The sequence below is a fragment of the Bradyrhizobium sp. 2TAF36 genome (genome assembly GCF_052114925.1).
Lineage (GTDB): Bacteria > Pseudomonadota > Alphaproteobacteria > Rhizobiales > Xanthobacteraceae > Bradyrhizobium > Bradyrhizobium barranii.
Genome location: NZ_JBFRFR010000077.1, coordinates 17030 through 38936 on the forward strand (window position 1 = coordinate 17030; position 21907 = coordinate 38936).

Here is a 21907-nt window from a genome sequence, read left to right on the forward strand (position 1 = left end):
GGGCTCCGGTTCGCGCGTAAAGATAGGAATCTGGAGCTTCGGCCCTGATTCACTCAGAACCGATCATGATCTAGCGCGTCGCGGCGACCCTCATGCTCTGCATCGCCTGCGGTTCGTCAGCGACACGTCCTTCCAGCCAGGCTTCCGTTTGCGAAAGCTCGCGCAGCGCCCGCGCGTAACGGCGGGCTGCGCTCCGCTCGGCGCCGCGCGGCAGCCTGCGCGCCTTGCGCAGCATGTCCGCAGCCGCGTTGCGATAGGCCAGCGAGCGATAGAGAAAGACGACCTTACCCATATCGAATGTTCCCGTGTTGATGGCATTCATCCTCGCAAGACCGCCATGAACGTCGGATGAAGCGGGGAATGACAAAATCGTCATGACAATGGAACCCGCAATCGTCGCATGCGTTTTATGCCACACCGCGAGGCGGTTCCATGCGCGGGAAAAAGTCGCCGAGCCTCATCTCTCCGACCGGCGTCATCAAGMTGATGACGCATGCGATGATGGGCGCAGCCCTCGGCCTTGTCTTCGGTCTCGCCCTCGTCCTGTTCAATCCGGCCGTCGCAAATTTGTTGAACCACGGCGGACATTCGGCCGGCATGGTCTTCATCATCACACTGGTGACGACGTTCGCGATCGGCGCAACGCTCACGGGCCTCGTGTTCATCCTCGCCGAGGACAAGGAATTTTGAAGCGCGCGTGACGCGCACCGGGCGATTTCGTTCGGAACTCCTGCAGCAAATGGCGGTTGGCTGCCTGCGTCAATTCAACTCAGGGAGTTCCCGCGCATGAAAACCACCAAGCTCGCTCTTACCGTGATGTTGGCAACCGGCCTCGCCGCCGCTCCGTTCGCCGTGCAGGCCAAGTCGCATAAGGCCAAGCATGGATCCGCTATGTCCTCGTCGCAGACCACGGGTGCCAACACCAAGTCCTCCAAGGGCGCTGATCCCTCCGGTCAAGGTGGTTCTGGCCCCGGCTCCGACCAAGGCGGCACCATGACGAACAACAAGGGCGGCATGAGCAACACCAAGTGAGCTCCGGCCGACAATCAAAGGCCTCGCGGCGACGCGGGGCCTTTCGCTTTGGAGCTGGAGTTTGGAGCTAGATTGGGAATCCTTCCAGCGTCGCATCGCTAAAGCGGCCGTCCCGTGGCATTCGCCTTCACGAGATGCTCCAGCCGTGCACGTTTGCGTGCGATCAGGAGCTGCGCTGCGGCATCGTCGAGACCCTCGCGCTGCAATTGCCGGATGGCGGAGCCGAGTTCGAGAATTTCGGCGCGCAGTTTTAGAATCCGGTACGTGTCCGGGTCTTCTTCCACCGCACGCTCCCAAAATTCTCAGCGGCGCGCGATCACGCGCAGCGGACTACCGGATGTCGTTGCAGGACGAAGGCGGACCCGCTCGCGGACGTCAGGCAAGACATCGCCGCCACCGGCCGCCTTCCATTCGCCGATCAGCAGGTTGATTTTCCGGCGCAGATCCATCTGCGCCAGGGCCTTTTCTGTGCAGTCGCGGTCGCGATCGACGAGGTCGCGCACAGACACCTCGATGTCGGCCATCTCGAGCCTCAAGGCGCTGATTTTGCGTCGAATTTCATTAATTCTGTTGTCCATGGCTTGTTAGAACAAAATAAGAACATATAGTCAAGTGACGATTTGAGAACGGAGAGGCCAGATGCAGGTTCAGGGTAAATACGACGCCAGGGTTTTCCTCACGGAGCAGATGACGAGAGCGCAGGGGCTGAGGCTGAAGCGTCTGAGCGAGGAAGCCTATCAGCCCACTCAATACGATCGGGCTCTGTCCTCCACTGAGGCTGCGCGCCGCATTCGAGCGCTGGAAGACGAGATCGAGTTGGCGAACTCCTTCTGAGGAACGCGGCCAGCGCATTTGGAACGTAGGGTCAGTGATGCGGTTCTTTCCCGGGCCAAGGGAGAGAGTTGATGGCACGCAAGGCAAAGAAACGCCGCTACTCACGCAGCGCCAGCAGTGATGTCGAGCGCGAGATGCGCGGTTATAAGAAGGGCACCGCGAAAAGCGGCCCCGGCGGTCGTGGCGGACGCGTGAAGAGTCGCAAGCAGGCGATCGCAATCGGCCTGTCGGAAGCGCGCGCGAAGGGCAAGAAAGTCCCGAAGAAGGCGTCGAAGCGGAAAACGTCCAAGAAGAAGACAGCCAAGAAGACGGCCAGGAAGACGACCAAGACAACGAAGAAGACCTCGAAGCGCAAATCCAGCAAGCGGTAACGCCCACCCGCGTCAGATCATGCTGCCCGGCATGAAGCAGCGGATCGAAATCCCGAACGCAGTCTTCACCGGCCATACCATGGTGTGGCCAGCCCGGTTTGGCTCGGTGATGACGGCCTCATCAGGCACATCCACCCACTGCCCGTCGAGCCGCACGCGATAGTGCCCATCGTGCGATTCCCAATCGGGGTCGGATACAGCAAAGCCATCTGCATCCGAGCAGCAGGGCCCAAGATGGCTGCGCAAGCTGTCGAACCAGGGTTTCAGGGGCGAGTTGGCGTAGCGGCCATCGTCGCGCCCCAGGGCGCTTCCGGTCGTCAGGACAAGCGGCGCCACAAGCAGCGCACACCTCAGCGAGAGCTTCAATCGATCCATGTCGGCACCGATCAAATGCGAACCACCGGTTCCACAAGAAGGCCGGGCGTTCGAAGTTCCACTCCTGCAATTCGCCTGGGCGTCTTCATTGACGCCAAAGCCCAACACGTGATTCCGAACTGTGACGAGCGAACGCGGCTTTTTCGGACGAACCCGTCATCAACGCTGCCGTTAACGAGAATGTTATCGGCACCTGTGGGAATCTTCCAGACGCGCACGAAAAAGGCGGCCCGCAGGCCGCCTTTTGAGTTTGCCGCGGGAAGCGCGAGGCTTAGGCCAGCGGCACCGCGACGAACCGCGTCGCTTCCTGGCTCTTCACCTGCAACAGCACGCTGTTCTTGCCGGACGATTTGGCCTGCGCCAGCTCGGAGCGGACGTCACCGACATTGGCAACGGCCTTGCCACCGACATTGAGAATGACGTCGCCGGTCTGGATGCCGCGCTGCGCGGCGGGTCCCTGCGGATCGACCTCGGTCACGACCACGCCCTTTTGGCCCGCGCCCTGGACGTCGCCTGCCGGCGCCAGGCTGAGACCGAGGCGCGGCGTGCCGGTGTTCGGCTGCGCCTTGCCCTCGCCGGCCTTGGCCTGCCGCTCGTTCGGCAACTCGCCGAGGGCGAGTGTCACCGTCTTGCTCGCGCCTTTGTGGAAGACGTCGAGCTTCACGGACGTGCCCGGCGCCAGGGTGGCAATGGTGCGGGCGAGATCGCGGGAGTCCTTGATCGCGGTACCGTTGACGGCGGTGATGACGTCGCCCGCCTCGATGCCGGCCTTCGCCGCGGGGCTGCCGTCCTGCGGATTGTCCACGATCGCGCCGCGCGCCTCCTTGAGGCCGAGGCTGTCGGCGATCTCGGCGCTCACCGGTTGCACCTGCACACCGAGCCAGCCGCGGGTGACCGAGCCCTTGTCCTTCAGCTGCGCGACGACGAGCTTCGCGGTCGAAGCCGGAATGTCGAAGCCGATACCGACCGAACCGCCGGAGGGTGAGAAGATCGCGGTGTTCACGCCGATCACGTTGCCGTTCATGTCGAAGGCCGGACCGCCGGAATTACCCTTGTTGATCGGCGCGTCGATCTGGATGAAGTCGTCATAGGGACCGTTGCCGATGTCGCGACCATTGGCCGAGACGATGCCGGCGGTCACGGTGCCACCGAGGCCGAAGGGGTTGCCGACCGCGACCACCCAGTCGCCGATGCGCGGCTTCTGGTCGGAGAATTTGACGAACGGAAAGTCCCTCTTGCCATCGACCTTGATCAGCGCGAGATCGGTCTTCGGATCGGTGCCTACCACCTTCGCGGTGTAGCTCGTGCCGTCATCCATGGTCACCTGTACCGACTCGGCGTGATCGACGACGTGGTTGTTGGTCACGGCATAGCCGTCGGCGGAGATGAAGAAGCCGGAACCCTCGCCCGTGATCATCTGGTGGCGCTGGCGCGGCATGCCGTTCATGCCACCCGGGCCGCGGAAGCCGAACTGCCGCGAAAACTGGTCGAACGGCGAATCCTCGTCCGAATCCATCCGGTTCTGTTGCAGCATCGCGCTCTTGTCATTGTCCTGGTCGATCCTGACCCGCACCGAGATGACGGCGGGTTTGACCTTGCTGACGAGATCGCCGAAGCCCGGCGGCGTCGCGGCGGCTTCCGCCGCCTGGGCCGGCCCGATGAAGGAATTMAGACCGAACTGCGAAGAGGCGGGAGAGGCAGCGAGCACGGCCACGCCAAGCGCGGCCACGGTGCCCAGCAGCGCAAGCCGGCGCGGCTTCAAGATCTTGCGGGACGTGGTGGTGTCGGAATTGACGTGATCGTTCATGTCGAAATGTCCATGTTGGGTAAGTCGCCTTGCAACCAACATGGACATCGTCACCTTACGGCGTCCCGTCCGTCCGATTAAATCTTGGCAAAGGTGCCGCGAAAATCAGGGCTGCACATTTGATGCGGCTCAACGCAGGCCCCGTGCGCCGTGATAGACTGCGGCCACTGGATGATGTCCACCGGAGGCGCGCCATGTACAAAGACATTCTCGTCCACATCCCGACCGAGCGCCCGATGAGCGCGGTGATCGACGGCTCGATCTCGCTCGCGGCGAGACTCAACGCACACGTCGACGCGGTCGCCGTCGGGTACGTCGCGAGCAGCACTGCCTATGTCCTGGATGGCGGTGCCGCCGTAGCGGCGGTGTTCGAGATGGAGCGCGAGCGCGCGGTGGAGCGTGCCGAGGCCGCGTTGGCGATATTTCGGAGCGAAGCCACGAACGCCGGCATCTCCTGCACCTGCCACCCGCTCGGCGCAATCCCCGCGGACGCAGCCGGCTCGCTCGGCGAGATGGCGCGGCTCCACGATCTCAGCATCGTGCTGCAGCCCGATCCGGCGCAAGGCTCATTCGACAATGATATGCCCGGCGAGATCCTGTTCCAGGCGGGCGGACCGGTGCTGTTCCTGCCCTACACCTTTCGTGGGTCATTCAGGGCGAACCGGATCGGCATCTGCTGGGATGGCAGCCGCCTCGCCGCTCGCGCGATGCGCGACGCCGCTCCCTTCCTGGCCCGCGCCGAGGAGATCGTGATCATCACGATCAACGAAGCCGACGCGGTTCCCGACGAGGTCTCAGCAAGCCATCTGGCAAGACACCTCGGCCGGCGCGGATTGTCGACCCGCACCGTCAGCCTGTCGGCGGCGCGCTCCGACATCCAGCCGACCATCCTGTCGCTGGCCGCCGACGAGAGCCTCGATCTCCTGGTCATGGGCGGCTACGGCCACTCGCGGTTGCAGGAACGCTTCCTCGGCGGCGTCACCCGCGCCATGCTGGAAGCCATGACGGTCCCGACGCTGATGTCGCATTGATCGAGAGATGATCCGCAACGGACCGACGCGCTCACGCCGCGGCGGGGGTCTCAAATGGCGCGGTGGCGATGGCGTCGTCCTCGGGTTGCGCATTGCACGCGTCGAAATGCGCCTTCAGCGCAATCTCGGCGAGGTATTCGAAATGTTCGGCTTGCCCAAGGAGTTGCCAGTTCTGGAGCGGCCGATAGGCCGCCTGCTGACGACAGAGAGACGCCAGCGCCCGGTAGCGACGTACGTTCTCCATGAGACCCTCCCTCGCATTCACTGAGCTTATTGCCCTGATTTACGTCAGGCCGATGGCGGTTATGCAAAACATTTACTGCGTGCGAGGCGCCCCGCGCAACCTGGGTTAACGTCTGGGAAACGCGCAGGCCTCCATTGGTTCCTATCGGAGAACCCCACGTGGAACTCATTGGCCAGGCGTAGCGCTGGCGCGCGACGGAGATGCCGATCAGATCAAGATACCGTTCGATCGATTCCGGCCACCCGATGAGATTGCCCTGCATTTCTGCGCAGAACTCTAGCGCGAGGAAGGCCCGCTGCGCCGTGCAGCGTGCCCTGTAGAACCTCGGACGGAATGGCACGCCATGGTACAACCAGTGCGACGCCGGCTCTGCCACGCCGGTATGCCGTATTCTACCGGGTGAGCGCGGTCTCGCCGGCCCGGATCGTCTGCGCCGAACCATGTTGCAGCTTCGGAACCCTGCCGGCCTCCGCAGCAGCGCGGATGGCGGCGATGTTGCCCGCATAATCGGCGCTGCTCTTGCCGCGGAACACGGCCGATCCTGCCACGAGGGTGTCGGCGCCCGCGGCAGCCACAGCGGCGGCATTGTCGCGCGTGATGCCGCCATCGACCTCGAGCCGGATCGGCCGGTCGCCGATCATGCTTCGAATGCGCCTGATCTTCTCGATCTGGGAGTCGAGGAAGGACTGGCCGCCGAAGCCGGGATTGACCGTCATCACCAGCACGAGGTCGAGACGATCAAGCACGTATTCGATCGCGGCTTCCGGTGTAGCCGGACACAGGCTGACGCCAGCCTTCTTGCCGAGCGCACGGATGGCCTGGAGCGAGCGGTCCAGATGCGGGCCGGCTTCGGCATGAACCGTGATGACGTCGGCGCCTGCCTTTGCGAACGCCTCCAGATAGGGATCAACAGGCGCGATCATCAGATGCACGTCAAAGATCTTCGCCGTCGCCGGCCGGATCGCCTTGATGACGTCGGCGCCATAGCTGATGTTCGGCACGAAATGTCCGTCCATGACGTCGCAGTGGATCCAGTCGGCGCCGGCAGCATCAATAGCCCTGATCTCCTCGCCGAGGCGCGCGAAATCGGCGGCCAGGATCGAAGGCGCGATGAGGATTTCTCCCGTCATGACTTCGCACTCCTCTGCGCGTCCGCACCACCGCTGAAAACGCGGCTCGCAAGGACATCCGTCGGATCGATCGTTTCGAGATCGGCGACATCGAGCATGCGGTCGAGATCGGAGACGAGGCGATCGGCCTGGCGGAGGCGGATACGATCGACCGCGTTGCGGATCGAGCGCGCGTTGGAGAAGAAGGGCTGGGTCCGGCGCAGTGCGATGTATTTTTCGAAGGCCCCGCGCGCCGCCGCCGAGAAGCGGTATCCACGCTCCTTCAGCATCAGCTCGGCGATGACGAGAAGCTCGGCTTCCGCATAGTCCGGGAAGTCGATGTGATGGGCGATGCGCGAACGGAAGCCCGGGTTGGAGGCGAAGAAGCTCGTCATCCGCTCGCCATAGCCGGCGAGGATCACGACGAGGTCCTCGCGCTGGTTCTCCATCACCTGGAGCAGGATCTCGATCGCCTCCTGGCCGTAATCGCGCTCGTTGTCAGGCCGGTGCAGATAATAGGCCTCGTCGATGAACAACACGCCGCCCATCGCCTTCTTCAATATCTCCTTCGTCTTCGGCGCGGTATGGCCGATATACTGGCCAACGAGATCGTCGCGCGTCACCGAGATCACCTGCCCGCGCCGCACGAAACCGAGGCCGTGCAGGATCTTTGCCATGCGCAGCGCCACCGTGGTCTTGCCCGTGCCCGGATTACCGGTGAACGACATGTGCAGTGTCGGGGGCGACGATGCCAGTCCCGCACGCTGGCGGATGCGCTCGATCAGCAGCAGTGACGCGATCTGACGCACGCGGTTCTTGACCGGCCGGAGGCCGATCAGCTCCTGCTCGAGCTGTTGCAGCGTGTCAGTGATTCCGGCCGCCTCGGCCTCCTTGCGGAGATCGAAGCTGGTCTCGCTGGTTTCAGCGGTCGTCGCATGAGGGACATCAAGCATCGGCACCTCGAAGAAAAGAGCTTCGCCGCGGGGGGAGCGGCGAAGCAGTGGTCCGCCAAGGAAACGGAGCAGGGAGTGCTCCGCGCGGAGAGGAATGACTAGGTCGACGCGTGCGCGGCCGGCCGGCGCACGGTGGTGTAGCGGATCGCACGTCCGCCGACCTCCTGCCGCACCAGGTCGAACTCGGCTTCCTGCGGCGGGCGGTTGACGAGGAACGAGATCCGCACCGATTCCCAGCCATGGCTGGAGTCGAATCCACTGATGCGGATGTAGCGGTCGCCGTAGACCCTGCGGCACTCGGCGAGCTCCATCATCACGCCGGCGGCGTCCTGGAGGTCGAACATCGGCAGGCCCCACATCTCCCAATAGGTGTTGCGGGGATGCGGATCGTCGGTGAACTCGATATTCACCGCCCAGCCATTGGCGAGGCAATATTGCAACTGCTTCGTGATCTGGTCGTCGGTCAGATCAGGCAGGAACGAGAAGCAGCCCTGGGTCAGTTTCATATCTCATCTCCTCAAACGGTTTCCAACGCGGTCGGCACGAAGTCCGGCGTGTCGGTGGATTGATAGTTGAAGCTGACGTCCTTCCAGACCTCGAGCGCAGCCTTCAGCGGCGTGCAGGTCTCTGCCGCCCTGGCCAGGATCTCTGGACCTTCATGGACGTAGTCGCGCCCCTCGTTGCGGGCGAGGATCATCGCTTCGAGCGCCACGCGGTTGGCGATCGCGCCAGCCGCAATGCCCATGGGATGGCCGATGGTGCCGCCGCCGAATTGCAGCACGACGTCCTCGCCAAGGAGATCGAGCAGCTGGTGCATCTGGCCGGCATGGATGCCGCCGGAGGCGACTGGCATCATCTTGTTCAGGCTCGCCCAGTGCTGGTCGAAGAACAGGCCGTGCTCGAGCTTGGTCGGGTTGAAGTCTTCGCGGCAGACGTCGTAATAGCCGCGCGTGGTATTGGGATCGCCCTCGAGCTTGCCGACCACCGTGCCGGCGTGGATGTGGTCGACGCCGGCGAGCCGCATCCACTTCGCGATGACGCGGAACGACACGCCGTGGCTCTTCTGCCGCGTATAGGTCGAGTGACCGGCGCGATGCAGATGCAGGATCATGTCGTTGCGCCGTGCCCATTTCGCCATGGACTGGATCGCGGTGTAGCCGATCACGAGATCGATCATGACGATGCACGACCCGAGCTCTTTCGCGAACTCTGCGCGCTCGTACATGTCCTCCATCGTCCCCGCGGTGATGTTTAGGTAGGTGCCCTTCACCTCGCCGGACGCCGCCTGCGCGCGATTCACGGCCTCCATGCAATAGAGGAAGCGGTCACGCCAATGCATGAAGGGCTGCGAGTTGATGTTCTCGTCGTCCTTGGTGAAGTCGAGCCCGCCCTTGAGCGCCTCGTAAACCACGCGGCCATAGTTGCGCCCGGACAAGCCGAGCTTCGGCTTCACCGTCGCGCCCAGCAACGGCCGGCCGAACTTGTCGAGCCGCTCACGCTCGACCACGATGCCGGTCGCCGGCCCCTGGAACGTCTTCACATAGGCGACCGGGAAGCGCATGTCCTCCAGACGCAGCGCCTTCAGCGGCTTGAAGCCGAACACGTTGCCGATGATCGAGGCCGACAGGTTGGCGATCGAGCCGGGCTCGAACAGGTCGAGGTCATAGGCGATGTAGGCGAAGTACGAGCCCGGCGTGCCGGGCACCGGATCGACACGGTAGCACTTGGCGCGATACTTCTCCGCAGCGGTCAGGCGATCGGTCCACACCACCGTCCAGGTCGCGGTCGAGGATTCGCCGGCAACCGCCGCTGACGCCTCGATGGGGTCCACGCCCTCCTGCGGCGTCACGCGGAACAGCGCGATGACATCGGTGTCCTTCGGCGTGTAGTCGGGCTCCCAATAGCCCATGCGCGCGTATTCCATCGTGCCCGATCGATAGCGCTCTTTGCCCCGGACGGTTCCTGCGTGTGCATTCATGGCTCTCTCCTGCTCTTCTCTCTCTGAATGATTAGGCGGCGACCGACTCGCGGGCGCCGATGCGCGGATCGAGCTCGCCGGCGCGATAGCGCCGCGCCATCTCGCTCAAGGGAATGACCTTGATCTTGCTGGCGTGGCCCGCGGTGCCGAACTGCTCGAAGCGATCGCGGCAGAGCTCGCGCATCGCATCCATCGCAGGCTTGAGGAATTTGCGCGGATCGAACTCGGAGCGCGTTTGCGCGGCGACCTTGCGGAACACCGCGGTCATCGCCAGGCGACAGTCGGTGTCGATGTTGACCTTTCGTACGCCGCTCTTGATGCCGCGGACGATCTCCTCGACCGGCACGCCCCAGGTCTGCGGCATCTCGCCGCCGAACTGGTTGAACATGTCCTGGAGCGGCTGCGGCACCGAAGAGGAGCCGTGCATCACGAGATGCGTGTTCGGCAGGCGGCGGTGAATCTCCTCGACAACCCGCATCGCCAGGATGTCGCCATCAGGCTTGCGGCTGAACTTGTAGGCGCCGTGAGACGTGCCCATCGCGATCGCGAGCGCATCGACCTTGGTGGCGCGGACGAAGTCGACGGCCTGGTCGGGATCGGTGAGGAGCTGGTCGTGGCTGACCTTGCCCTCGACGCCGTGGCCGTCCTCCTGCTCGCCGCCACCATGCTCGAGCGAGCCGAGCACGCCGAGCTCGCCTTCGACGGAGGCGCCCACCCAATGCGCGAGATCGACGACGCGGCGGGTGATGTCGACATTGTAGTCGTAATCGGCGGCGGTCTTGGCGTCGGCCTTGAGCGAGCCGTCCATCATGACCGAGGTGAAGCCGTGGGCGATGGCGGAGGCGCAGGTCGCCTCGTCATTGCCGTGGTCCTGGTGCATGCAGAGCGGAATGTCCGGATAGGTCCGCTCCAGCGCGTCGATCATGTGCGAGAGCATGAGATCGCCGGCATAGCTGCGCGCGCCGCGCGAGGCCTGGATGATCACGGGCGCATCGACCTCGGCCGCGGCCTGCATGATCGCAATACCCTGCTCCATGTTGTTGATGTTGAACGCCGGCACCGCGTAGCCGTGGTTGGCGGCGTGATCGAGCAGCTGACGAAGGGTGATACGGGCCACGAAGATTCCTCCTGTTATGGCTTGCCGGCGCGGGTGATCGCCCGCCGGGCGGCTTCGGCAATGCTTTGCGGCGTGATGCCGAATTCGCGGTAGAGCACGGGCGCCGGCGCAGAGGCGCCGAAGCCCCGCATGCCGACGAACTCGCCGTCAGTGCCGATCCAGCGATGCCAATCGCCGACTACGGCGGCCTCGATGCCGACGCGCGGGGCGGTGCCGAGCACACAGGCGCGGTAGTCCTCCGGCTGTTCCTCGAACAGCGCGAAGCAGGGCGCGGAGACCACGGCGGCGCGGATGTGTTCCGTCGCGAGCAGGCGAGCGGCTTCCAGCGCGATCGAGACTTCGGAGCCGGTCGCCATCAACGTGACGTCGCGACCGCCGTCCGGCGAGACGATGAGGTAGGCGCCGCGCGCGACACGGTTCCTGCCGCGCACGTCGCTGCGGAATGTCGGCAGCGCCTGACGCGACAGACACAGCACGGAGGGGCGATCTTCCGCCTCAAGCGCGCAGTCCCAGGCTTCGAGCGTCTCGACCGCGTCGGCGGGGCGGAACACCAGAAGATTCGGGATGACGCGCAGCGCCGCGAGATGCTCGACGGGCTGATGCGTGGGACCGTCCTCGCCAAGACCGATGGAGTCGTGGGTCATCACATGGATGACGCGCAGCCGCATCAACGCCGCAAGACGGATCGCCGGCCGGCTGTAGTCGGAGAAGGCGAGAAAGGTGCCGCCATAGGGGATGAATCCGCCATGCAACGCGAGGCCATTCATCGCGGCGGCCATGCCGTGCTCGCGAATTCCGTAGTGGATGTAGCCGCCGGCGAACGCACCACGCGCCACCGGAGTCTGCGCTTTGGCATGCGTGAGGTTCGAATGCGTCAGGTCCGCCGAGCCGCCGACCAGTCCGGGAATTGTCCCGGCAATGCCGTCGAGCACCTGTTGCGAGGCTTGCCGCGTCGCCAGCTTCGGACGCTCGCTGGCAAAGCGCTCGCGCAATTTCGCCGAGGCCTGGGCATAGGCCTCCGGCAGGGCAACGGCCTTGCCCTCGATGAACAGCTCACGCTGCGCGGCCGTCGCGCCTTCGTAGCGGTCGAGCCAGGCAAGACGCTCGACCTGCCCGCGCTGTCCGATCATCCGCCATGCCTTGAGGATCGGGATCGGTACCACGAAGGGCTGGTAGTCCCAGCCGAGCGTCCGGCGCGCCGCTGCCGTCTGCTCAGTGCCGAGCGGCGCGCCATGCGCCTTCTCGGTGCCCTGGCGGTCCGGCGCGCCATAACCGATGATGGTGCGGCAGGCGATCAGCGACGGTTTTGTGCTCTCACGCTCTTCGGCAATCGCTTGCGCAACCGCTTCGGAGTCGTGGCCGTCGACATGGCGGACCGACCAGCCGGACGCCGCAAAGCGCGCGAGCTGATCATCGGAAGTGGCCAGCGAGGTCGGCCCGTCGATGGAGATGCCGTTGTCGTCGAACAGCACGACCAACCGGCCGAGCTGGAGATGACCGGCGAGCGAGATCGCCTCCTGGCTGATGCCTTCCATCAGGCAGCCGTCGCCCGCGATCACATAGGTGAAGTGATCGACCAGGCCGTCGCCGTGCCGTGCATTGGCCATGCGCTCGGCGAGCGCCATGCCGACCGCGGTCGCGATCCCCTGCCCCAGCGGGCCGGTCGTGGTCTCGACACCCGGCGTGTGGCCGTATTCCGGATGGCCCGGCGTCTTCGAGCCCCACTGCCGGAACGCCTTGATGTCGTCCAGGCTGACGTCGCCGCCGGTGAGATGCAGCAGCGCATAGAGCAGCATTGAACCGTGCCCCGCCGACAGCACGAAGCGGTCGCGATCCGGCCAGTTGGGGTGCGCGGAGTCGAACTTGAGGAACCGCGAGAACAGCACGGTCGCGACATCGGCCATGCCCATGGGCAGACCGGGATGGCCGGACTGCGAGGTCTCGATCGCGTCGACCGCGAGGAAGCGGACGGCATTGGCGAGATCGTTGTGTGTGACTGCCGTGATGTCGGCTTCAGCGTGGACGGAGATGTTCATCGAATTCTCTCCCTGTTCACTTCAGATTTCGCTTGCGCTCGATCAACTGCATGATCAGCGGCGTCAGGATCAGCTGCATCGCCAGATCGAGCTTCGCGCCGGGACACACGATGGAGTTCGCGCGGGACATCCAGCTGTGGGGAAGCATCGACAGCAGATAGGGAAAGTCGATGCCGCGCGGATTCTTGAAGCGGATCACGACCATCGATTCGTCCGGCGTCGGGATCCAGCGCGCGATGAACGGATTGGAGGTGTCCACCGTCGGCACGCGCTGGAAGTTGATGTCGGTCTCGGTGAATTGCGGGCAGATGTAGTGGATGTAGTCGGGCATCCGCCGCAGGATGGTGTCGGTGACGGCCTCGGTCGAATAGCCGCGGGCGCTGCGGTCGCGGTGCAGCTTCTGGATCCATTCGAGATTGATGACCGGCACGACGCCGATCTTGAGATCGGCGTAGCGCGCGACATTGACCTTGTCGGTGACGACGGCGCCGTGCAGGCCCTCGTAGAACAACAGGTCCGAGTTTTCCGGCAGCCGCTCCCACTCGGTGAAGGTCCCGGGCGCCGTACCGTGCAGTGCGGACTCCTCGGCATCATGGACATAGTGCCGCGTCGTCGCGGTGCCGGTCTCGCCATAGTCGCGGAAGGCACGCTCCAGCTCCTCGAACAGGTTGGTCTCGGGGCTGAAATGGCTGAAATGCTTGTTGCCGCGTTCGGCCTCCTGCGCCATCTGCGTGCGCATCTCGGCACGATCATAGCGATGGAAGGCGTCGCCCTCGATGTAGACGGCGTTGACCTTCTCGCGGAAGAAGATCTGCTCGAACGTCTTCTTGACCGAGGTGGTGCCGGCGCCGGAGGAGCCGGTGATGGAGATGATCGGATGCTTCCTGGACATGGGTCGCCTCGCTCACAGCCGGAAGAAGCCGCGCCGCGCGAACAGCGGTGCGGAGATGCTGGCGACCAGCAGCGGATCGCAATGCAGTTCCTCGACGCGCTGCACCTCGTTGCTCGAGCCCATGATCAGCGGCACGCGCTGGTGCAGGCTCTGCGCCGATAGCTCGAGGATGCGCTCGCGCCCGGTCGTGGCGGAGCCGCCGGCCTGTTCGATGATCATGGCCATCGGGTGCGCCTCGTAGGTGAGGCGCAGGCGGCCGTCGCCATAGCCGGGGCGCGCGTCCGAGGGATAGAGGAACACGCCGCCGCGGGTGAGGATTCGGTAGGCCTCCGCAACCAGCGAACCGATCCAGCGCATGTTGAAATTGTGGTTGGCGGGCCCTTCGACGCCGGCAAGACATTCGTCGACGAAGGCGCGGACCGGCGTATCCCAGTGGCGGCGGTTCGACGCATTGATCGCGAATTCTTCGCACGTCTCGGAGATCTGCACGGCGTTGCGCGCGAGGCGGAAGCAGCCCGCCCTGCGGTCGAGCGTGAAGATGTCGACGCCGTCGCCGAGCGTGAGCACCAGTGAGGTCTGCGGCCCATAGGTGACGAACCCCGCAGCAAGCTGCGCCGAGCCGCGCTGATGGAAGGCGAGAGCCAGGTCATCCGGGGCAGGCAGGATCGAGAAGATCGTGCCGACGGTCATGTTGATGTCGATGTTGGAGGAGCCGTCGAGCGGATCGATCGCGACGCAGATTTTTGCCTCGCGGTCGCCGATTTGCGGCTCGCGCATCTCCTCCGACGCGAGCGCTGCGATCGGCAGTCTGCTGAGACAGCGGCGCAGGATCGCATCCGCCTGGACGTCGAGATCGCGCTGGAGATCGCCGTCGCTGTTGCGGCCCGTGGTCAGGCCCGATGCGTCCGCGAGATCGCCGGTGGCAATGAGGTCGGCGATCTCGATCGCCGCCGCTGCGATGGCGTCGACTGCGGCTGCCACTGCCAGCGCATGCGGCGCCGTCTCGGAATACCGTTGAAGGTGGTCGTCCAACCTGAGTTGCCCGGTCATCTGCGTCCATCCCCTTGCGGGCGCCGCATCCAGTTCCCTCCCCGCTGGAGGTCGGTGCGGTCGGTCCTAACGCGAGGAGATTGACAGGGGCGGCTTAATAAGGAAAATTTCTATTCATAATGAGCGCCAAAGAATTTTCTTATAATGGCCCCGGCCATGCGGCGGCCCAGCTCCGGCATCTGACGATCCGGCAGCTGCGCTCGCTTGCGGCGCTCTCGGCGAAGGGCAGCGTCACCGCGGCCTCGAGCCAGCTCGGCCTGACCCAGCCTGCCGTCACCCAGCAGCTCCGGCAGCTCCAGGACCTCGCCGGCCTGCCGCTGGTGCAGCGGACCGGCGACGGCATGCTGCTGACGGAGGCAGGCAAGGAGGTGCTGGCGCTCGCCGAACGCGTCGAGGCCGCGATCATGGACTGCCAGGGCGCGCTCGATCTGCTCGCTGGACGGACCGGCGGCACGGTGCATCTCGGCGCGGTCTCGACCGCGAAATATTTCGTGCCGCATGCGATCGCGGCGTTCTCGAAGCGGCATCCGAAGATCGAGATCAAGCTCACGATCGGCAATCGCGAGGAGATCCGCGAGGCCATGCACGGCTACGATCTCGATTTCGCCGTGATGGGTCGGCCACCGGCCGACGTCAGCGTCGACGTGCGTCAGCTCGGGCGCAATCCGCACATCATCGTCGCGCGCAAGGGACACTGGCTGGGGAAGGATTCCGGCCTCAACCTGACCGACCTCGTGCACGAGACCTTCCTCACCCGCGAGCCGGGATCAGGGACGCGCACGCTGATGGAAGGCATGTTCCAGAGATCGGATCTCGAGCCGATCATCGGCATGGAGATGAGCAGCAACGAGACCATCAAGCAGGCCGTCATCGCCGGGCTCGGCATCGCCTTCATCTCGGCCCACACGGTGGCGCATGAGCTCGCCGAAGGTCGTCTCATCGTGCTCGATGTCGCGGGCCTTCCGATCGTCCGGCAATGGTACGTGATCCGCCGCAGCGACAAGGTGCTGCTGCCACCGGCGCAGGCGATGTTCGATTTCCTCGGCTCCGAGGGCTCGAACTATTTGCCCGACGTGCCCGAGTTCGGCGGACAATAGCCCGCCGATACTCACCCCATCAGCTTCATCGCGATCGTCGCGGCCAGAACGACGATGATCTGGAGCAGACGCTCCGTCGTGAAGATGCGGTTGAAGGTGGTCATCGCTTGGCCCGGCCGACGCAGGAGATCTCGATCGGCCTGTTGCTAGCACACGCGGGCGCCGAGATAACTCCGTAGTCGCCACGGATCCTGCCGGCGCGCCGAAACATGTGACCGCCTGGAACCCGACAAGTTTCGAACGATTCAAATCATCCTGCGCGGAATGGCCGCACGGTCACTTTGTTCATGCACACAGTGACTTCGCGTGCACGGATGCTCCTTGCCCCGCATCCGGCCGTGCAATGGGGAATCCGGGCGAGTTTTGAAAGAGTCAGGGAGGGCGCGATGAGCCACATCGCCGCCGCGGGAGAGCTTTTGTCTGCCGCAAGCTACATGTCCAAGCGCAATTTTTCGGGTATCGGAGGCGTGTTGACCGCGCTGATGACGTCAGCTGCGTTCTTCGCAAGTCCGCAGGCCTTTGCGCAATCCACGCCCGCACAAGGCGTGACGATTCCATCCGTCACCGTGACCGCGCCGGAAGCACAGCGCCGTACCAATCCCGCTTCGGCCGTACGCCGGTCGAGCGGCACGCGGAGCCRCCGGACGCAAACGGCACGGCGGCCGGGGACGACCGCCGCGCCACAGCCCTTCATGCCATCGCAGGACGCGCGCACCGGCACCGTCGGCTATTTCGCCAACAGCACCTCCGTCGCCACCAAGTCGAACACGCCGATCGTCAACATCCCGCAATCGCTTTCCGTCATCACCCAGCAGCAGATCCGCGACCAGAATTATCAGGGCTTGACCGATGTCACGCGCTACGTCCCGAGCGTCGCCGTCCACCAGGGCGAAGGCAATCGCGACGAGCTCGTCATCCGCGGCGTCGATTCCAGCGCCAACTTCTTCGTCAACGGCTTTCGTGACGACGTGCAATATTTCCGCGACCTGTACAACGCGCAAAGCATCGAGGTGCTGAAGGGCCCGAGCGCCCTGACCTTCGGCCGCGGCGCCGGCGGCGGCGTGCTCAACCGCACCCTCAAGGAGGCCGATGGCACCCGCATCTACCAGGCGACGGGGCAGACGGGCTCGTGGGGCGACCGGCGCGTCACGCTCGACGCGGGCCAAGCCGTCAACGACAACGTGGCAGCCCGGCTGAACGTGTTCTACGAGGGCAGCGATGCGTTCCGCGACTTCAACCATCTCGAACGCTACGGCATCAACCCGACCGTTACGCTGAAGCCCGACGACTTCACCAAGATCAAGCTGTCCTACGAATATTACCACGACGGCCGCACCGCCGATCGCGGCAATCCCTCGCAGGGCCTTCCCGGCGGCGTCACGCGCTTCAATCCGACGACGCCGTTCGCGCCGAACGGCAATCTCCAGACGTTCTTCGGCAGCCCCAGCCTCAATACCGCGCAAGCCACGGTGCAGACCGGCATGGCGATCATCGAGCACGACTTCCAGAACGGACTGTCGGTGCGCAACGGCACGATGGCGGCCGACTACCAGAAGTTCTACCAGAATGTCTATCCCACCGGCGGGCCGCTCGCCGGTGCCRTCAACGCAGCCGACACCGCGGTCAACCTTGGCGCCTATCAGCACACGACCAACCGCGACAATTTCTTCAACCAGACCGACTTCACCTACAAGGGCTGGACCGGGCCGATCGCGCACACCGTGGGCTTCGGCACCGAGTTCGGCCGCCAAACCGGTGTCGACATCCGCAACACCGGCGTCTTTCCGAACGGTACCAACACGATCGTGCAGAACCCGTTCGCTCCGACCTATTTCGGACCGGTCACCTTCGTCCACCACTTCACCGGCACCAACACCGATGGCGTCACGACACCGGATTCGAACAGTAAATATGCGCTGAACGTCGAGTCCGGCTACCTGCGCGACACCATCGAATTCTCACGCGCGCTCCAGCTCATCGTGGGCACGCGGTTCGACCGCTTCGAGATGTCGGCGCTGGACATGAACACCAACCTCAACCGCAACCGCACCGACAATCTGGTCTCGCCGCAAGCGGCCGTCCTCCTCAAGCCGATGGAGACGATGTCGGTCTACACCGCCTACAGCATCTCCTATTTGCCCGCCTCCGGCGACCAGTTCTCCTCGCTCAACGACGGCACGCTGATCCTGCAGCCGCAGAAGTTCGAGAACACCGAGGTCGGCATGAAGTGGAACATCAATCCGAGGCTGCTGTTCTCGACCGCGATCTACAACCTCAACCGCACCAACCAACCGATCGCGGATGGCAACAATCCCGGCTTCTTCCTGCCCTCCGGCAGCACGCTGACGCGCGGCTTCGAGGCGAGCCTCGTCGGCTACGTCACCGAGCAATGGCAGTCCACGCTCGGTTATGCCTATACCGATGCGAAGATCACCAGCGCGACGTCGGCGACCGTGGTGCCGGGCAATCGCGTGCAGCTCGTGCCGTACAATCAGTTCGCCTGGTGGAACAAGTACCAGTTCACGCCGATGTGGGCGGCCGCGCTCGGCATCATCTATTTCGGCGATTCCTTTGCATCGTCGGATGACACGGTGAGACTGCCGAGCTTCGTGCGCTTCGATGCCGGCGTCTACGCCACGATCGATGCCAACTGGCGGGCGCAGCTCACGGTCGAGAACATCTTCAACCGCGGCTATTGGGCGTCCGCCGACGGCAACAACAACATCTCGCCCGGCCAGGGCCGCACCGTGAGGGTTCAGGCGAGCTACCGGTTCTGACGGCTATGGCGCGAACGTCTGCGTCCCATCGCGTGTCGTTCGCGCCGTTCGTCATGGATACAAAAACCTGTGATGGTTAACGATCAGGCAGCGCGCTGGACGGCGGCGTAATCCGTGCGCGCGGCGAAATAGGCTTCCAGCTCCGACAGCGCCCGCGCTTCCCATTCGCTCGCCTGCTCCAGAAGCGACCAGCTCTGGCCCGGGCGGAATGCAGCGGTCTGGCGATAGAGCGATGCGATGCCGCGATAGCGGCGCACATTCTCAAAGATGGCGTGACCGTTCATGTTCAAAAACTCCCTCGTCATTCCCGGGGGAGAAATTGCGGCCAAATCTTTTTCGAAAAGTTAGCGGCGCGCGCCAAGCTCGCGGATGGTTGCCGGACTGTTGCGCCGGCGCAACGCGCCGCTTCCGCGCGAAGCGGATTTATTGCGAATTCGTTGCCGTGCTCTCGCCCGAGGGCTTCAGTCCACCGCGGCTGATCATTGCCATCGTCTCGCGGCAGAGATCGGCAAGGCCGATCAAGAGCACCGCGAGCAGGCAGAACAGGTTGATGGAATCCGCGCCCGCGCTGGAGAGCGGCATGAACTGGAAGAACGGCGGGATGAACGCCCACCACACCAGCGGAACGGTGAGCAGCGCGGCGAACGCCGCTGCCGGCGCGCCCGCGACGATTCCGAGCACGAACAGGCTGGGCAGGAACGCCGCGAAATAGAGCTTTGCGCCGAGTGCGACGCAGACGCCTTGAAGCGCGGCCGACACGGCGACGACGACAAATCCGAGCAGAAACGCCTGCCACGACCATGGCCGTACTCGCGGTACGCCAACCAGTCCCGCACGCCTCATCAGCCTCCCCCTGCCGCCCGTTAACCGGGCTCGCTTGCGACCAAAGTACTACAGCCGCAGGGAAACCGCGAGACGGAAATCGCACGGTGCTAGGCTACGTATCCAGGGCTTGGTAAACGGCCGCGGGCACGATCGTACCGCTACTCTGTCGCCGCATAGAGCAAGCCGGCGACGGGCAGAGCAAGGCCAATGGCCGACGCCAGCGTCCAGCCGCCTTGCGCGAAGGCCCAGGCGCCGACCGCAGAGCCGGCAGCGCCGGCGGCGAAGAACGTCGCCATATAGAGGCCGTTGAGGCGGCTGCGGTGCTCATGCCCGAGCGCGAAGATGGCGCGGAAGCCGAGCACGACGTTCCCCTGGACACCGATATCGATGGCGATCGCGGCCACGACCAGGCAGGCGAGATTCAGCATCGAGCCGGCCGCGCCGATATAAGTCACCAGGAAGCCGGCGGCCGCGAGCAGCATGGCGACCAGCGTCGCGATGCGGCTATGGCCGCGATCGGCGAGCCGTCCCGCGATCGGGGCGGCGAACACGCCGGCGACGCCGGCCAGCGCGAACAGCGCGATGCCGCGCTGGGAGAAGCCGAATTCGCTGGCGAGTTGGAGTGGCGCCACCGTCCAGAACAGGGTGAAGGCACCGAACAGGCTCGCCTGATAGAGCGCGCGGCGCCGGAGCAGCGGCGTGGTCCGGGCCAGATGCGGCATCGACAGCAGCAGCGTGCCGTAACGCATGCGCGCAACCGGCTTGCGCTTCGGCAGCGTCGTCCACAGCGCCGCCGCGAGCACGATCATCAGCGCGGCGGACATGAAGAACACCGCGTGCCATGACAGTGCTGCCGTGACGAAGCTCGACACCGGTCGCGCCAGCATGATGCCCAGCATCAATCCGGTCGAGACATTGCCGACGACGCGGCCGCGAATGGCTTCCGGCGCAAGGTGTGCCGCGTAGGGAATGATGATCTGCACGGCGACCGAGCCGAGGCCGATAAACRGCGCGGCGATCAGGAACGGCAGCGCGTGGGTGGCGAACGCGGCGGCCAGCAGCGCCGCGGCGCCGAGCGTGATGACGGAGCAGATCAGCGCGCGGTTCTCGACGAGGTCGCCGAGCGGCACGATGAAGAGAAGCCCCACGCCGTAGCCGATCTGCGTCATGGTGACGATCAGCCCGGCCGCCGCATGCGAGAGGCCGAGCGCGGCGCTGATCGGCGCGATCMGCGGCTGGGCGTAGTAGATGTTGGCGGCGACCATGCCACAGGCCGCGGCAAGCACGAAGGTCAGTCGTTGCGACACCGCATCCGGCCCGGGTGCGGTCTCGATCGTGGCATTCATCGTCATTCCAACAGACTCCAGATATCGGGAATGATCATTCCCTAATATGACACAAATTCAGGCGAGCAGTTTCATCGCGACGCCGACCAGGCGCTCGCCGTCGAGCGGCAGGCGCGCCTTGCCGACGACGCGCATTCCCTGCGTGATGCAGATCATCAGCCGCGCGGTGTCGTCGGTCGCGACATGGGCGGGAATCGAGCCATCGGCCTGGCCCTCGCGAATGAGGCCGGCGATGAAGGCCTCGTTGGTCTCGAGCTGGGCGTTGACGCGGGCGCGGACGTCCGGATCGAGCGCGGCGAGCTCGACCGCGCCGCCGACCACGATGCAGCCGCGACGGCCCTCGATCCCCTGGGAGTGCTCGACATAGGACAGCAACATATGGCGCAGTCGCTCGCGACCGTTGGCGCCGCGCGCGGCCGCGCTGCGGGTCTGCTCCCGGCGCACCACGGCATAGCGCTCGAAAGCGGCCAGGAACACGGCCTGCTTGTCGCGAAACGCCTTGTAGACGCTGCCGGTGGCAAGCCGCATGGCGGCGGTCAGGTCGCCGATCGAGGTGGCATGATAACCCCGCTCGCAAAATACGCGTACGGCGCGGTCGAGCGCAGTGTCCATGTCGAATTCCCGGGGACGGCCGGGTGGACGAGCAGCAGGCTGGGGACGGCGCGCGGCTTTTTGCATTGCGGGATAATAGGGAATGAYTGTTCCCGAATCAAGGCACGTGGCTGTGAATGGGGGTGGATGGAGGGCACGCTCTCTCCCCATCGTCATTGCGAGCGTAGCGACTTGTCCGCCGAAGCTTCAGCGAAGGCGGAAGCAATCCAGAATCCCTCCGCGGAAAGGCTCTGGATTGCTTCGCTGCGCTCGCAATGACGGAGCAAGGGGCATCGGCGTCGTCCTCCAAATACCACTGTCATTCCCCGCGACCCGGCTACGCCAAGGCTTCGCCGGGGCTGAGGTCCAGGGCCGCCGAAGCTTTAGCGTAGGCGGCAAGCGGGGAATCCAGTACGCCGCGGCCTCTCGGCTCAATCACAGC

At 64.7% G+C, this 21907-nt stretch carries 25 protein-coding genes; 7 read left to right on the top strand and 18 right to left on the bottom strand.

Translation table 11 applies throughout. The features are described from left to right. Nucleotides 1–70: 70 nt before the first annotated feature. Nucleotides 71–292: a hypothetical protein gene (locus tag AB4Z51_RS34945; RefSeq protein WP_085401333.1), complete on the bottom strand. Its 222-nt coding sequence runs from the start codon at nt 290–292 to the stop codon at nt 71–73. Nucleotides 293–432: 140 nt separating this feature from the next. Between AB4Z51_RS34945 and AB4Z51_RS34950 the strand changes: the two genes are divergently transcribed. Next, a complete protein-coding gene (locus tag AB4Z51_RS34950; RefSeq protein ID WP_441498928.1) occupies nt 433–690 on the top strand; it encodes a hypothetical protein in 258 nt (85 codons plus the stop codon). Nucleotides 691–786: 96 nt separating this feature from the next. Beyond that, complete coding sequence (locus tag AB4Z51_RS34955; protein ID WP_063984953.1) at nt 787–1032, top strand: hypothetical protein; 246 nt, start codon at nt 787–789, stop codon at nt 1030–1032. A gap of 98 nt (nt 1033–1130) precedes the next feature. Here the strand turns inward: AB4Z51_RS34955 and AB4Z51_RS34960 are convergent, their stop codons facing one another. After that, nucleotides 1131–1316, bottom strand: coding sequence for a hypothetical protein (locus AB4Z51_RS34960; protein ID WP_085401314.1), 186 nt, complete (start codon nt 1314–1316; stop codon nt 1131–1133). 18 nt (nt 1317–1334) lie between these two features. Next, nucleotides 1335–1556: a hypothetical protein gene (locus AB4Z51_RS34965; protein WP_038958668.1), complete on the bottom strand. Its 222-nt coding sequence runs from the start codon at nt 1554–1556 to the stop codon at nt 1335–1337. Between the two features lie 115 nt (nt 1557–1671). Between AB4Z51_RS34965 and AB4Z51_RS34970 the strand changes: the two genes are divergently transcribed. Both AB4Z51_RS34970 and AB4Z51_RS34975 read left to right on the top strand, forming a co-directional pair. Then, complete coding sequence (locus AB4Z51_RS34970; RefSeq protein ID WP_028148240.1) at nt 1672–1866, top strand: DUF3072 domain-containing protein; 195 nt, start codon at nt 1672–1674, stop codon at nt 1864–1866. Between the two features lie 71 nt (nt 1867–1937). Next, nucleotides 1938–2237: a DUF6496 domain-containing protein gene (locus AB4Z51_RS34975; RefSeq protein WP_085401315.1), complete on the top strand. Its 300-nt coding sequence runs from the start codon at nt 1938–1940 to the stop codon at nt 2235–2237. Nucleotides 2238–2249: 12 nt separating this feature from the next. On the opposite strand, the gene AB4Z51_RS34980 is transcribed toward AB4Z51_RS34975, so the two are convergent. Beyond that, nucleotides 2250–2612 carry a hypothetical protein gene (locus AB4Z51_RS34980; protein WP_028148242.1) on the bottom strand — a complete coding sequence of 121 codons (363 nt, stop codon included), beginning with the start codon at nt 2610–2612 and terminating at the stop codon, nt 2250–2252. 271 nt (nt 2613–2883) lie between these two features. Further along, nucleotides 2884–4419, bottom strand: a complete 1536-nt coding sequence (locus tag AB4Z51_RS34985; protein ID WP_063984957.1) for a Do family serine endopeptidase — start codon at nt 4417–4419, stop codon at nt 2884–2886. Nucleotides 4420–4613: 194 nt separating this feature from the next. Between AB4Z51_RS34985 and AB4Z51_RS34990 the strand changes: the two genes are divergently transcribed. Beyond that, on the top strand, nt 4614–5450 hold the full coding sequence (locus AB4Z51_RS34990) for a universal stress protein (protein WP_085401316.1): 837 nt from the start codon (nt 4614–4616) through the stop codon (nt 5448–5450). Nucleotides 5451–5481: 31 nt separating this feature from the next. On the opposite strand, the gene AB4Z51_RS34995 is transcribed toward AB4Z51_RS34990, so the two are convergent. The 9 genes from AB4Z51_RS34995 to AB4Z51_RS35035 form a co-directional block, all read right to left on the bottom strand. Continuing rightward, nucleotides 5482–5694, bottom strand: coding sequence for a hypothetical protein (locus tag AB4Z51_RS34995; RefSeq protein WP_028148245.1), 213 nt, complete (start codon nt 5692–5694; stop codon nt 5482–5484). Between the two features lie 392 nt (nt 5695–6086). Continuing rightward, nucleotides 6087–6824: a ribulose-phosphate 3-epimerase gene (rpe, locus tag AB4Z51_RS35000; RefSeq protein WP_085401317.1), complete on the bottom strand. Its 738-nt coding sequence runs from the start codon at nt 6822–6824 to the stop codon at nt 6087–6089. Then, entirely contained in the window at nt 6821–7756 is a 936-nt protein-coding gene (gene cbbX / locus AB4Z51_RS35005; protein WP_085401318.1) for a CbbX protein, read from the bottom strand. Before cbbX ends, rpe begins: the two co-directional genes overlap by 4 nt. A gap of 98 nt (nt 7757–7854) precedes the next feature. Next, nucleotides 7855–8262, bottom strand: a complete 408-nt coding sequence (locus tag AB4Z51_RS35010; protein ID WP_085401319.1) for a ribulose bisphosphate carboxylase small subunit — start codon at nt 8260–8262, stop codon at nt 7855–7857. A gap of 11 nt (nt 8263–8273) precedes the next feature. Then, nucleotides 8274–9734 (bottom strand): form I ribulose bisphosphate carboxylase large subunit, encoded by a 1461-nt coding sequence (locus tag AB4Z51_RS35015; RefSeq protein ID WP_085401320.1) that lies wholly within the window; start codon nt 9732–9734, stop codon nt 8274–8276. A 31-nt stretch (nt 9735–9765) separates the two neighbouring features. Next, nucleotides 9766–10851: a class II fructose-bisphosphate aldolase gene (fba, locus tag AB4Z51_RS35020; RefSeq protein ID WP_063984963.1), complete on the bottom strand. Its 1086-nt coding sequence runs from the start codon at nt 10849–10851 to the stop codon at nt 9766–9768. A 14-nt stretch (nt 10852–10865) separates the two neighbouring features. Further along, nucleotides 10866–12887, bottom strand: a complete 2022-nt coding sequence (gene tkt / locus AB4Z51_RS35025) for a transketolase (RefSeq protein ID WP_135216836.1) — start codon at nt 12885–12887, stop codon at nt 10866–10868. Nucleotides 12888–12903: 16 nt separating this feature from the next. After that, nucleotides 12904–13779 (bottom strand): phosphoribulokinase, encoded by an 876-nt coding sequence (locus AB4Z51_RS35030; protein ID WP_063984965.1) that lies wholly within the window; start codon nt 13777–13779, stop codon nt 12904–12906. A 12-nt stretch (nt 13780–13791) separates the two neighbouring features. Next, complete coding sequence (locus AB4Z51_RS35035; protein ID WP_085401322.1) at nt 13792–14829, bottom strand: class 1 fructose-bisphosphatase; 1038 nt, start codon at nt 14827–14829, stop codon at nt 13792–13794. A 119-nt stretch (nt 14830–14948) separates the two neighbouring features. On the opposite strand from AB4Z51_RS35035, the gene AB4Z51_RS35040 reads away from it, so the two are divergent. Together AB4Z51_RS35040 and AB4Z51_RS35045 are read left to right on the top strand one after the other, a co-directional pair. Then, nucleotides 14949–15926, top strand: coding sequence for a LysR family transcriptional regulator (locus tag AB4Z51_RS35040; RefSeq protein ID WP_028148254.1), 978 nt, complete (start codon nt 14949–14951; stop codon nt 15924–15926). 386 nt (nt 15927–16312) lie between these two features. Then, complete coding sequence (locus tag AB4Z51_RS35045; protein WP_441498929.1) at nt 16313–18703, top strand: TonB-dependent receptor; 2391 nt, start codon at nt 16313–16315, stop codon at nt 18701–18703. Nucleotides 18704–18786: 83 nt separating this feature from the next. On the opposite strand, the gene AB4Z51_RS35050 is transcribed toward AB4Z51_RS35045, so the two are convergent. From AB4Z51_RS35050 to AB4Z51_RS35065, 4 genes are all read right to left on the bottom strand, one after another. Beyond that, nucleotides 18787–18987: a hypothetical protein gene (locus AB4Z51_RS35050; RefSeq protein WP_244623442.1), complete on the bottom strand. Its 201-nt coding sequence runs from the start codon at nt 18985–18987 to the stop codon at nt 18787–18789. A 139-nt stretch (nt 18988–19126) separates the two neighbouring features. Then, nucleotides 19127–19546 (bottom strand): DUF4118 domain-containing protein, encoded by a 420-nt coding sequence (locus tag AB4Z51_RS35055; protein ID WP_085401324.1) that lies wholly within the window; start codon nt 19544–19546, stop codon nt 19127–19129. A gap of 140 nt (nt 19547–19686) precedes the next feature. After that, entirely contained in the window at nt 19687–20880 is a 1194-nt protein-coding gene (locus AB4Z51_RS35060; RefSeq protein WP_441498930.1) for an MFS transporter, read from the bottom strand. A gap of 51 nt (nt 20881–20931) precedes the next feature. After that, nucleotides 20932–21552, bottom strand: a complete 621-nt coding sequence (locus AB4Z51_RS35065; protein WP_085401326.1) for a TetR/AcrR family transcriptional regulator — start codon at nt 21550–21552, stop codon at nt 20932–20934. Between the last annotated feature and the right edge of the window lie 355 nt (nt 21553–21907).